The 12,254-nt window shown below is 59.9% G+C and carries 13 protein-coding genes; all 13 read right to left on the bottom strand.

Annotated features, from left to right (window positions below):
* Entirely contained in the window at positions 1 to 327 is a 327-nt protein-coding gene (locus GSVR_RS11205) for a DMT family protein (protein WP_173200547.1), read from the bottom strand.
* Positions 324 to 1,250, bottom strand: coding sequence for a 4Fe-4S cluster-binding domain-containing protein (locus tag GSVR_RS11210; RefSeq protein ID WP_173200545.1), 927 nt, complete (start codon positions 1,248 to 1,250; stop codon positions 324 to 326). The genes GSVR_RS11205 and GSVR_RS11210 overlap by 4 nt, the downstream gene beginning before the upstream one ends.
* Before the next feature lie 69 nt (positions 1,251 to 1,319).
* The gene (carA, locus tag GSVR_RS11215; RefSeq protein ID WP_173200543.1) at positions 1,320 to 2,441 is read right to left on the bottom strand and encodes a glutamine-hydrolyzing carbamoyl-phosphate synthase small subunit; all 1,122 of its coding nucleotides are present in this window, start codon (positions 2,439 to 2,441) and stop codon (positions 1,320 to 1,322) included.
* A gap of 86 nt (positions 2,442 to 2,527) precedes the next feature.
* Complete coding sequence (locus tag GSVR_RS11220) at positions 2,528 to 3,805, bottom strand: dihydroorotase (protein ID WP_173200541.1); 1,278 nt, start codon at positions 3,803 to 3,805, stop codon at positions 2,528 to 2,530.
* Positions 3,806 to 3,966: 161 nt separating this feature from the next.
* Positions 3,967 to 4,902 (bottom strand): aspartate carbamoyltransferase catalytic subunit, encoded by a 936-nt coding sequence (locus GSVR_RS11225; protein ID WP_173200539.1) that lies wholly within the window; start codon positions 4,900 to 4,902, stop codon positions 3,967 to 3,969.
* Positions 4,903 to 4,916: 14 nt separating this feature from the next.
* Positions 4,917 to 5,453, bottom strand: coding sequence for a bifunctional pyr operon transcriptional regulator/uracil phosphoribosyltransferase PyrR (gene pyrR, locus GSVR_RS11230; protein ID WP_173200537.1), 537 nt, complete (start codon positions 5,451 to 5,453; stop codon positions 4,917 to 4,919).
* A 207-nt stretch (positions 5,454 to 5,660) separates the two neighbouring features.
* Positions 5,661 to 5,801: a cbb3-type cytochrome oxidase assembly protein CcoS gene (gene ccoS, locus GSVR_RS11235; RefSeq protein ID WP_173200535.1), complete on the bottom strand. Its 141-nt coding sequence runs from the start codon at positions 5,799 to 5,801 to the stop codon at positions 5,661 to 5,663.
* Positions 5,794 to 8,211, bottom strand: coding sequence for a heavy metal translocating P-type ATPase (locus GSVR_RS11240; protein WP_173200533.1), 2,418 nt, complete (start codon positions 8,209 to 8,211; stop codon positions 5,794 to 5,796). Before GSVR_RS11240 ends, ccoS begins: the two co-directional genes overlap by 8 nt.
* Entirely contained in the window at positions 8,204 to 9,400 is a 1,197-nt protein-coding gene (locus tag GSVR_RS11245) for a 4Fe-4S dicluster domain-containing protein (RefSeq protein ID WP_173200531.1), read from the bottom strand. The genes GSVR_RS11240 and GSVR_RS11245 overlap by 8 nt, the downstream gene beginning before the upstream one ends.
* Positions 9,401 to 9,541: 141 nt before the next feature.
* Positions 9,542 to 9,967, bottom strand: coding sequence for a glyoxalase/bleomycin resistance/extradiol dioxygenase family protein (locus tag GSVR_RS11250; protein WP_173200529.1), 426 nt, complete (start codon positions 9,965 to 9,967; stop codon positions 9,542 to 9,544).
* Positions 9,964 to 10,689, bottom strand: coding sequence for a cytochrome c biogenesis CcdA family protein (locus GSVR_RS11255; RefSeq protein ID WP_173200527.1), 726 nt, complete (start codon positions 10,687 to 10,689; stop codon positions 9,964 to 9,966). The genes GSVR_RS11250 and GSVR_RS11255 overlap by 4 nt, the downstream gene beginning before the upstream one ends.
* Positions 10,690 to 10,704: 15 nt before the next feature.
* Entirely contained in the window at positions 10,705 to 11,232 is a 528-nt protein-coding gene (locus GSVR_RS11260; protein WP_173200525.1) for a TlpA disulfide reductase family protein, read from the bottom strand.
* 50 nt (positions 11,233 to 11,282) lie between these two features.
* Entirely contained in the window at positions 11,283 to 12,251 is a 969-nt protein-coding gene (locus tag GSVR_RS11265; protein ID WP_173200523.1) for a polyprenyl synthetase family protein, read from the bottom strand.
* Between the last annotated feature and the right edge of the window lie 3 nt (positions 12,252 to 12,254).

The raw sequence follows: 12,254 nt of genomic DNA on the forward strand, positions 1-12,254 counted from the left end.
TTACCTAAATATAAAAAAAACGGCTCCGGCCAGGCAGCACCCGGCCCAGAGATAATTCCATGTCAGGGAGGTTCCCATGTAGAAAACCGCAAACGGCACGAACACCGTCAGGGTGATGACCTCCTGGATGATCTTCAGTTGCGCCAGGCTGAAAGTCCCGTAGCCCATGCGGTTGGCCGGCACCTGCAGCAGATACTCGAAAAAGGCGATACTCCACGACACCAGGACCGCGATCAGCCAATGCCGGGAACTGAGATTCTTGAGATGGGCATACCAGGCAAAGGTCATGAACACGTTGGATAGGATCAGCAAGACTATCGTTCTCATACCGCTCCCCGCTCCTCGTCCAGTTCTTGCACCCAGCCGTTTTCAAGGGATGCCTCCTCCAGGGCCTCGACTGCGGCATCGTACTCGTCGCCGGTCAGGGTGCGGTCGATGCCAGGGGTGTCCATGGCCCGATGGGCGGGAAAATACTGGCTCATCAACGCCACGTGGGTCTCGGTGCCCAGGTTGCGGGCGATCCAGCTCAGCGTATCCCTGCTGCCCCCCTTGCCCTCCGGCAGTACCAGATGTCGGACGATCAGGCCGCTGAGGGCGATGTCCTCCTCATCGGTGCGCAAATGCCCTACCTGACGGAGCATCTCTGCCACAGCGTCGCGGTTGGTTTCCGAATAGCCGGGGGCACCGGATACGGCGACCGCCGATTCATTGGAGGCATACTTCATATCCGGCAGGTAAACGGCCACCACACCATCCAGGAGCCTCAGCGCATCAACCTTCTCATAGCCGCTGGAATTCCAGACGATCGGGAGACGGAAACCCTGCGGAATAGCAAGATACAGGGCTGCCAGAATCTGGGGCAGGTAGTGGGTCGGCGTAACGAAGTTGATGTTGTGCACCCGCTGCCGCTGCAGCTTGAGCATCCGCTGCGCCAGCCCGGCCGCCGTGGTGTCCTCGCCGTTGCCCAACTGGCTGATGGGGAAGTTCTGGCAAAAGCGGCATTTCAAGGAACAGCCGGACAGGAAGATCGTGCCGGAACCTCGCGTGCCGGAGATGGGGGGTTCCTCGCCGCGGTGCACATTGGCCGAGGCGATGCGCGGATGGGCGCCGGCACCGCAGAGGCCCGTTTCCCCGGCAATACGGTTCACGCCGCAATCGTGGGGACACAGGTCGCAGGCCGCCAGCCGTCGGTAGGCCTCCCGGACACGCTGCAGCAATTCGCCTGATTGATAAAGATCTAAGTAATGCATAGGGACCGGGGATTGGGGGCTGGGGACCGGGAAATCTTGTTTAACTGATCCCCGGCTCCTGATCCCTGATCACCGATTTTTCTCCATCAGTTCCACGAACCGTCCGAACAGATAATGCGAATCGTGCGGACCGGGCGAGGCCTCGGGATGATGCTGCACCGAGAAGATCGGCAGCGAACAGTGACTGATACCCTCCACGGTCTGGTCGTTCAGATTCTCGTGCCCCAGGCAGGCTGCATCGCCCAGTGAATCGAGATCAACGGCAAAGCCGTGATTCTGTGAGGTGATTTCGACCTTACGGGTGGCCATGTCCATGACCGGCAGGTTGGAGCCGTGGTTGCCGAAGGGGAGTTTCATGGTCTTGCCCCCCAGGGCCAACCCCAGCAACTGGTGCCCCAGGCAGATGCCGAACACCGGCTTTTTGCCGATGAATTTGCGGATCTCCGCCTGCACCTGTGCCAGCGGTTCGGGATCGCCGGGGCCGTTGCTGAGGAAAATGCCGTCCGGATTCATGGCCAGGGCCTCTTCGGCCGGGAAATTGGCCGGTACCACGGTCACGTCACAACCGGCATCCACCAGGCAGCGCAGGATGTTGTACTTGATGCCGAAATCGTAGGCCACCACCTTGTACTTCAGACCGGAGCGGTCCACCTCGGGATAGCCCCCTTCCAGGTCCCACAGCCCCTGGGTCCAGTGGTAGGGCTGATCGCAGGAGACACCGCTGGCCAGATCAAGGCCGGACATGCTGGGAATGGCGCGCGCTTTGGCGATCAGGCTTTCATGGTTGAAATCAATGGTGGAGATGATGCCGTTCTGGGCTCCCTTGTCGCGCAGATGGCGGGTCAGGGCACGGGTGTCCAGGCCATGGATGCCGACCACGCCGTTCTCCTTCAGGTAGGCGTCCAGGCTCATGGTGGCGCGCCAGTTGGAGTAACAGTCCTGGTATTCACGGACGATGAAGCCGGACAGGAACAGCCCGCGGCTCTCGATGTCCTCGGGGTTTATGCCGGTGTTGCCGATCTGGGTATAGGTCATGGTAACCATCTGGCCCTTGTAGGAGGGATCGGTCAACACTTCCTGGTACCCGGACATGGCGGTATTGAACACGACTTCGCCGGTGGCCTCGCCGCCGGCGCCAAATGATCTGCCTTCAAAGATGCGCCCGTCAGCGAGCGCCAGAACTGCTTTCATGCGGTTGACTCCTGTATAAGTAAAAAGCTTTTACCACGGAGGACATTTCTTCCACGTCCTCTATGGGAAATAAGGTTTCCTTGGTTTTATTGCCGTGAGAACGTGATCTTCCCACCGACAACGGTACAGGCGGCAGCCCCTTGAAGCTCCCAGCCCAGGAAGGGAGAGTTCTTGGACTTGCTGGCCAGTTTGTCCTTCTCCACGGTCCAGGCGGCTGCGGGATCGATGAGGGTGATATCGGCAATGCTGCCGCTCTTCAGGCTGCCGCGTTGAAGTCCCAGGATTTTCGAAGAGTTGACTGACATTTTCTCAACCAACTGATCAAGTGTCAACACCCCTTCTTCAACCAGCCTGAGCGACAACGGCAGCGATGTTTCCAGGCCGATAATGCCGTTCAGGGCCGCGTTGAACTCCACATCCTTCTCGTCCAGGTGATGGGGGGCATGGTCGGTGGCGATGCAGTCGATGGTACCGTCCCGGAGCCCTTCCTTGATGGCCGCCACATCACCGGCTTCGCGCAGCGGCGGATTCATCTTGGCATTGGTGTTATACCCGCGCACCGCATCATCAGTCAGGGTAAAGTAGTGCGGAGCGGTCTCGCAGGTCACTTGGACCCCGCGCGCCTTGGCCTCGCGGATGATGCGCACCGAACCGCTGGTGGAGACGTGGGCGATGTGGATCGGGGAATTGGTGTATTCGGCCAGCATCACGTCACGGGCCGTGGCGATGTCTTCGGCCACCCGGGGAATGCCCTTCAGACCGATCTCGGTGGAGGTGAAGCCTTCGTTCATGGTCCCCTCTCCCACCAGCGCCAGGTCTTCGGCATGGCTGATCACCAGGATGCCCATGCCCCGGGCATACTCCAGGGCCCGGCGCATCAGTTCGCTGTTGGTCACCGGCCGGCCATCGTCCGATACCGCCACACAGCCTGACTCTTTCAGTTCACCCATTTCGGAGAGCCGGTCGCCGTTCATGCCGCAGGTAATGGTGCCGACCGGGAACACGTTACAGAAGCCTTCGCTCTTGGCCTTGTTGATGATGTAGCTGGCAATGGCCTTGTTGTCGATGGCCGGCTTGGTGTTGGGCATGCAGACAACGGAGGTGAAGCCGCCGGCTGCGGCCGCACGCGTACCGCTGACGATGTCTTCCTTGTACTCCAGGCCGGGATCGCGCAGGTGCACGTGCATGTCAATCAGTCCCGGTACCACGTATTTACCGGTTGCATCAACGGTTTCGGTACCTGCCTGAGCAGCCAGACCTTTGCCGATCTCCTTGATCAGTCCGTTTTCAACCAGCACATCCAGCGTATCGTCCAGCCCCTGGGAGGGGTCGATCACCCTGCCCCCTTTGATCAGAAGATTCATATAATCACCTCGTCACTTGTAATTAGGAATTGCTGCATAACCGGCAATTTTTCGCCAGATCAAGGCTGTCGAGGGAGAGCGCGGAGGCGTAGCACCCAACAGGGCATAAACAGCGCTACGCCGCACAAGCGAACCCGAAAGCTGGCGGAAAAGCGGCCGGTTCACTCAAGTTCGCCGCCGCAGACGTGGTAGAGCATCGCCATCCTCACCGCCACACCGTTCTCTACCTGCTTGAGGATGTGCGACTGGGGACCGTCCACCACGTAGGAGGACATCTCAACCCCGCGGTTGATCGGGCCGGGGTGCATGACCATGGCATCCGGTCTGGCCAGCTTGAGGTTTTCGGGATTGAGCCCGAAGTAGCGCGAGTATTCCCGGGCATTGGGCATCAAGGTCTTGCCCTGGCGCTCCTGCTGGATGCGCAGCATCATGACCACATCCGCATCCTGAACTGCCTCCTTCATGGTGGCGCAGACCGTGACGTTGCCCAGCCGTTCAGCACCGGGGGGCACCATAGTCGGAGGGCCGGCCAGGAAGACCTGCGACCCCATCTTGGTCAGCCCCTGGATGTTGGAGCGGGCCACGCGGCTGTGGGTTATGTCGCCGATGATGGCCACCTTGAGCCCATCCAGCCGGCCGAAGCGGTCCTTCATGGTCAGCATGTCCAAAAGCCCCTGGGAAGGGTGTTCGTGGGTACCGTCTCCGGCATTGACGATCGAGCAGTTCGGCAGCTTGCCGGACAGAAAATAGTGCGAACCGGATACGGCGTGGCGCATGACGATGATGTCAGGTTTCATGGCCAGCAGGTTGAGGGCAGTATCCGCCAGGGTTTCGCCTTTGGTGGCGGAGCTGGAAGAAGGGGTGATGTTGACGGTATCTGCCGAAAGCCGCTTGCCGGCAATTTCGAAGGAGGTGCGCGTGCGGGTTGAAGACTCGTAGAACAGATTGATGATCGTTTTGCCCCGCAAGGTGGGCACTTTTTTGATGTCCCGGCTGTTGATCTCGCGCATGCTCTCGGCCGTGGACAGGAGCAGTTCTATCTCCTCCTTGGTAAGATCACGCAGCGCAATAATGTTCTTATGCTTGAATTCCGCCATGCCCCCCTCCTCTCCTATTTTTCCAGAACAACCCGGACAGGCTGATTCCTGTCGTCGAAGATGACTTGTACGTTTTCCTTCAGGCTGGTCGGCACGTTGCGGCCCACGAAATCGGCCCGGATCGGCAGCTCGCGATGGCCGCGGTCGATCAGCACGGCCAATTGGATGCACTGGGGCCGGCCGTGGTCCATCAGGGCATCCATGGCAGCACGGATGGTCCGTCCGGTGAACAGGACATCATCCACCAGCACCACCTTTTTCCCTTCCAGGGAGAAGGGAATCTCGGTCTTGCCGACCGGGTGATGGGGAAGCTGGTTGCTGACGTCATCGCGATACAGGGTAATGTCCACAGCGCCCACCGGGGCCTTGTCCCCTTCGATCACTTCCAGCGCGGCCCCGATCTGGGAAGCCAGGAAGTCTCCCCCCGAGCGGATGCCGACCAGCACCACATCGGTCAGCCCTTTGTTGCGTTCCAGAATCTCGTGCGAAATACGTGTCAACGCCCGCTTGATGCCGGGACCATCCAGAATCACCGTCATTTCGTCAGTCATGTCGTCACCTCGTTTCGGCATAAAAAAAGAGCCTCACCGTGCGCACGGCAAGACCCTTCTCGGTATGGATCGCTTGAAATCATGATTACCCTTGTCGGCCTCTCGGACCGGATTAAAAGGCAGTAAAATGTATTGGAGGCACCTTATCACTCTCCGGCGATCAGGTCAAGGGAGATTTGACCTCTAGGCAGGTTGTTCAACAGTCTGCTAGTCGTCATCCATCATGCGGTGTTTGGGCTTCTCCACATCGTCGAATTCTCCCTTTTTCACGGCCCACATGAAGCACAGCCAGCACCCTCCCCCCAGGCAGAGCGACAGAACCATCAGAGTGACAATGCTTTCATCCATCGATTCGGACCTTCATTAATCTCAGAGAATTGAGTGAAACGGTCAATGAGCTGACCGTCATGGCTGCGGCGGCGTACGCCGGAGTCAGCATACCACACATTGCCAGCGGTATGCCGATCAGGTTGTAGAGAAAGGCCCAGGCCAAGTTCTGCCGGATGACCCGCATGGCAGCCCTGGCCAGGGCATGCGCTGCGGTGAGCTGAGACAGATTAGTTCCGGTGATCACCATATCGGCGTTTTCCAGGGCGATGTCGCTGGATCCGGAGATCGAGCAGCCTACCTGTGCCGCAGCCAGGGCCGGTGCGTCGTTGATGCCATCCCCTGCCAGCAGCACCTGCCTCCCCGCAGCCTGCAGTTCGCGCACCAGATCAAGTTTGTTGTCCGGCGTCAGCTCCGATCTGGCGTGGCTCAGTTCCAGGGAGCGGGCCGTGCGGTCGACCACGGCCTCCGCATCGCCGCTGACCAGCCAGGTCTCGATCCTGCGCCGCCTGAACAGGAGACTGGCTTCCCGGGCACCGTGCCGGACCGAATCGGAGATCACGAAATATCCGGCAGCGCACCCGGCTACGGCCAGCACCACGACCGTTCCCGCCGCATTCTCCAGCTCAGACAGGGAGTCGAGCGCAACGCCATGTTCCCGCAAAAAGAGGGGACTTCCGCAGATGATCACGGTCCCATCGTCCAGGCTGGCCGAAACGCCTCGTCCCGGAATGGCGTCGAAGTCGCGGCATTCGCCCGCCAGGCAGCCTTGTTCCGCTGCAAAGCGTTCGATGGCCCTGGCCAGCGGATGCGTCGCGACCCGCTCCACGGTGGCTGCCAGGTACAGCAGGCGCTTCTCCTCGAAATCGCCCAAAACATCCCATCGGATTACCTCGGGCCTCCCCTGGGTCACGGTGCCGGTTTTGTCGAACAAGACGGTGTCGATCCGGGCCAGGCGTTCGATGACATCCCCTCCGCGCAAGATGATGCCGAGTTTCGCAAAACGGCTGCAGGCGCTCGTCACGGCAGTCGGTACTGCCAGCCCGAAGGCGCAGGGGCAGGCGATCAGCACTACGGTCAGTGCCGTCATGACGGACTGATCGAGTGCAACGCCCAAGAAGAGGTGAAGTAAAAGCAATGTCCCCCCTGCCAGGGCGAGAACGGCCGGTACGAAGCGGGAGGCAACACGATCCGCCAGGCGCTGGATATCCGGTTTTGCGGCCTGGGCCATACGTACCAGGGCTGCCACGCGCATCATGTAGCTCTGGCCCGCCGGCCTGAGAGCACGGGCCGTGACCGGTGCGGCAGCGTTCAGGCTGCCCCCCTTGACCTCGTCCCCCGGAAGTGCCATCACCGGCATGCTCTCCCCCGTGACCAGCGACTGGTCGACCTCGGTCTCCCCCCGCTCGATCCTGACGTCGACCGGAAAGCGTTCCCCCTGCCTGATCAGCAGCAGATCACCCGCCTGAACGTCGCCAGCGTCGATCTCGCGGGGATGCTCTGCATCGAAGATGGTGGCCCGTTGGGGAGCTCCTTCGTACAGCGCTTCCAGCCCGGAGGTTGCCTTCTGTCTCACGACCGACTCCAGCAGTCGCCCCACCAGAACGAAGGTGACGATCATGGCCGCGCTTTCGAAATAGGTCTCATGCCCCTGCAAGGCTGCCAGCGCACTGAAGGCCCAGGCAGAGCCGGCCCCTACGGCGATCAGCATGTCCATGCCGACCGCACGCGTCCTGATGCCCCGCCATGCCCCCCTGAAAACGGGCCAGCCGCAGTAGAAGACGACCGGTGTGGCCACTGCGAAGGAAAACATCTGGAGGATCTGTTTCATGAACGGCGACATGCCCTGGAAAAACCCGGCATACAGGGCAAAGGAATAGGCCATCAGCTGCATGCTCAGGAACAGGCTGGTACCGAAACGTATCAGCAGGTCGCGATACTCCTGTCTGGCGGTTCTGGCCGAGAGATCGGGGGAGTATGGGCGAGGTGAGTACCCCAGCGCCGCAATCGTCGCAAAGATGTCCTCGGGTGCGACCAGGCCCGGATCGAAGCGAACCGAAGCTGTTCCCTCGCAGTGGACCAGGCTGACCGTCAGCACTCCTTCCCGTTGGCCGATTACCCGTTCAAGCAGCCAGATGCACGATGAACAGCTGATCCCGGCAATGAGGATATCGATACGGCTTACCGGCCCGTCCTGCCGGACCGAAGCTGCCACGTCACGTGCGCTGTAATCGGGGGTATCCCTGCCCACCGTTGGGGTCGACCGGTCGCTGCGCAGGTAATATGCATCCAGCCCCGCCCCCCGGATCAGCAGATACGCACCGAGGCACCCCCGGCAGCAGAACCTGCGGGAGCCTTCCGCGTCTTCCAGAGGTTTCCAGCGGAAAACGATGCCGCAATGATGGCAGGTTTGCGTGTCGGTGCTAGTCATGGGGTATCCAGGCCCGTGCCACGCGTTCGCCTGCCCTGGTCAGGCGCAGCTCGAACCTGCCCGGCTGCCGTCCGCTTGCGGGGGGAATGCGCAGGGAAAAGGTGACTGTCATGCTTTCGTTGGGTTCCACACGAATGTCGCTGACCGGCCCGCCCAGAATCGCTCCCGACATCGGTGGGACCTGCAGGGAAAATGAGGTCGGCTCCTGCCGGCGATTACCGATGACCGCCTGCCAGACCTGAATCCGGGAGCCGTCCGGCAACTGGTCCGGTGCACCGCTCACCACCCGCCGGATAGCAAAGGTGGCATCGCTTCGGCTGCGGACATCCCAGACGAGAGTTGCAGCCAGAATCAGTACTGCCGCCGCCACAGTGACGGTTTTGTATCCAAGGCGTACTCCGCTGGCGCCGTCACCGCTGCGATAGCCGATCAATCCGCGCTCGGCCTGATGCAGGCGGTTGGCGCAGGCATCGATGCAGCGGCCGCAGTTGATGCATTCGATCTGAAAACCCTGCCGGATGTCAACGCCCATGGGGCAGGCCCTAACGCAGGCACCGCAATGCAGGCATTCCCTCCGTCTTTCTTCATCAAAGGAGAGCGTAAGGGTTCCCCGGTCCATGAGCACCGCCTGAAATCTGCCGTAGGGACAGAAGCTTCGGCAGAAGCTCCTTCTGACCAGCGTCAGGTCGATGAAGAGGAAAAGTGCGACTGCCGTGAAAGCGATTGACGCGGACAGGTTGTCGCCCGGATGTGACAGCGCCCATACGACATCCGAAGGGGGCATGAACAGCGTGAGCAGGAATCCCGGCAGCACGAGCGAGATGATCGCAGCGGCTGCCGGATAGGCGATCCTGCCGGCACGCTTCGTAGCGAAGGGGCGCTCCAGCAGAGAAGCCAGCAGCAGGGTCAGGTCGTTCAGTACGGTTTGGGGACAGCCCCACCCACACCATACCCGGCCCAGCACGATGGTCAGCAGCGAAAAGAGCGCCACAGCCAGTAGACCGAGCAGCAGAAGCAGGAATGATTCGTCGATTCTAAGTGCTGTTCCGGCCAGAAAGAGAGTACTGAGGCGCACATCCAGGCGCAGGAATGGCTGCTCACCCACCATGCAAAAGGGAATACCCAGGGCGACAGCGGCGAGGGTGATCTGGAGCAGAGTGCGACGAGCGGAGATGGAGGCAGGTTTCATCGAGAAAGAAACATTTCGGTTCTGGCAAAAGATTCTGACATTGACAGCTCTGCCGGCGGCGTTGTCACGGCATTGTTTTTACTTTTCAAGATGCTTCTCTCAGACCCCGCAGAAACATTGCTTGAAAAGCGAAGCCGGCGCTTATCCGGCCTTTCGCTTCTTAACCGGCTCATCCAGCACGACCAGATATCCGTCCGGATCAAAGCACCACATCTCTTTGATGCCGTATGGCTTGATCTCCAGAGGATAGAGGATTTCAAGATCCTCCTCCTGGATCGCGTCGCTGATCCCTTCGATGTCTTCGACCTCGAAATGCAGGGTGACGCCGGTGCCCCGTGGAAACAGGCCCAGACGATGTTCGAGCACCGGATGGGTTCTGACGACATCCCCCTCCTCGACAAACACGATGGCAACGCCCCCCAGATCCAGCACAAGATGATCGGGCGCCCCGGGTGAGGTGAATGGCCTCTGGACGGGCAGTTCAAGAATACCGGCGTAAAAGGCTTCGGTCACAACCAGGTCGGCGACAACCAATTGGATGGAGTGCCGTGCGCGATAGGCCTTCATTGGTTGAAGAGCATGTTCGAATAGGCGGAAAGACGCGACAGCCAGTTGAAGAAGAGCAGGATACCCACCCCCATCAGGAACAGACCGGTAATGATCTCGAACACGCGAATGAATTTTTTGAAGCGATTGAACACTACCAGAAACTGGTGCAGGGCCAGGGACGAGATCAGGAAGGGCAGACCGAGCCCGAGGGAGTAGAGCAGCAGCAGGGTTATGCCCTCGCGCATGTTGCCTTCGGTGGCGGCAACCATCAGAATGGATGCCAGGATCGGACCGATGCAGGGGGTCCAACCGGCCGCGAACACCAGACCAACCAGGAAACTGCCGGCATAACCGGCAGGCTTGTGCTTGATAGATACCCGTTTCTCGCCCAGCAGCGCTCCGATGGGGATCAGACCGGTCACGTGCAGGCCGAAGAAAAAGATCAGCAGGCCGCCAACCCTTCTGATCGCCACCACATGTTCCTGCAGAAAGGTCCCGATCAGTGTGGCCGAGGCTCCCAGGAACACGAACACCACCGTAAAACCGGCTATGAAGCAGAGGGAATGGAAGATCGTCTTGCGACGGACAAGGTTGGAGGGGTGTTCAGCCTGCAGATCGCTGAAGGAAAGACCGGTGATGTAGGTTATGAAGGAAGGGATCAACGGCAGCACGCAGGGCGACAGGAACGACAGCAGGCCAGCCAGGATGGCGCCCAGATATGTGACTTGTTGACTCGGCATGGATAGTATCCGCTGCTATTTTGTCAGTCCTTCCAGAAAGGCATGTGCCTCGGGACTGTCCCACGAAAGGGCCCCGATCACCTTCTTCACAAGTATACCACGCTTATCGATGATGAAGGTTTCCGGAACACCGGTGATGCCGTAGATCTTGCCGGCCTTGCCCTCCGGATCGGTATAGGCCGGAAGTTTGAAACCGCTGGTCTGAAAGAAGGATTCAACAGCCTGCTTACCCCCTTCGTCGATCGACACCGCTACCATCTGGAACGGTTTACCGGACATGGACTTTTCGAGAGCCATCATGGAGGGGATTTCTTCGCGGCAGGGGGGACACCAGGTGGCCCAGAAGTTGAGCAGCACCACCTTGCCCCGAAGATCGGAAAGCTTGAGCGTGCTTCCGTCAAGGGCCGTCACCTGCACATCGGGAGCAGGACTGTTTTCGGAGGGCGCCTGCTTCGCGGCCGTCTGCTCCTTGCGGGTACAGCCCGACAGCGAAACCGCAGCAGTCATGAGCAGCAGCATCACCAGACACAGAAGTCGTCTCATTTTTCCTCCAGGTGCTTGTTTTCAGCCGACAAGGGGGGAGCGAAGGGAAGCTATCTGCTACGGGTCACCACATAGCCGGCCAGATCGAGCAACGCCTCCCGTACGGGTCCGGCTTCGAACAGTTCGAGATGGGCGGAGCAGGCGTCGATGTAACGTCGTGCGGAGGCAATACTATACTCTATGCCGCCGTACCGCTTCACCAGGCCTGAAACCTCGCGGAACTCATCCAGCGACATTTCGTCCTTTTCAACGACAGCGGCAATCACATCCCGTTCTTTCTGATTGCACTGGCGCAGGGTGTGGATCAGGGGCAGGGTTATCTTACCCTCTTCCAGGTCGTGGCCGATGCTTTTGCCGAACTCTTCTTCCGACGCGATATAGTCCAGCGTGTCGTCCATCAATTGGAATGCGATGCCAAGGTCCATGCCGAAATTGGCCAGAGCCTGCTGTTTCTCAGGGCTGACAGCTCCGAGAATGGCTCCGGCCTCGCAGGCGGCCGACATCAGAATGGCGGTCTTCGAGCGGACCACGCCCACATACTGCTCCTCCGTCAGGTCAAGCTCGCCGGTACAGAGCAGTTGCAGAACTTCCCCTTCGGCAATGACGGTGGTGGCATTGGAAAGTACCCGCAGGACATCCATGCTGCCGACGGCAACCATCAGCGAGAAGGATTTGGAAAAGAGGAAGTCTCCGACAAGCACCGAGGCCTCGTTGCCCCACAGGGTATTGGCAGAGGCGATGCCGCGCCGCAGCGTTGCGCTGTCCACGACATCGTCGTGAAGCAGGGTGGCGGTATGGATGAATTCAATGACGCTTGCCAGGGGAACGGCCTGATTGCCCTGGTATCCGCAGAGGTGCGCGGCCAGCAACAGCAGTGCAGGACGGATGCGTTTACCGCCGCTGGAGAGCACATATTCGCCGACCTTGCGGATCAGGGGGACATCCGATTCGAGGTCTTTCACAAATTGCTGCTCGACGCTCTTCATTTCGGCGCCGATAATGTTCAAAGCAGCCTGCATCAA

Origin of the sequence: Geobacter sp. SVR, from assembly GCF_016865365.1 — a bacterium.
GTDB lineage: Bacteria > Desulfobacterota > Desulfuromonadia > Geobacterales > Pseudopelobacteraceae > Pelotalea.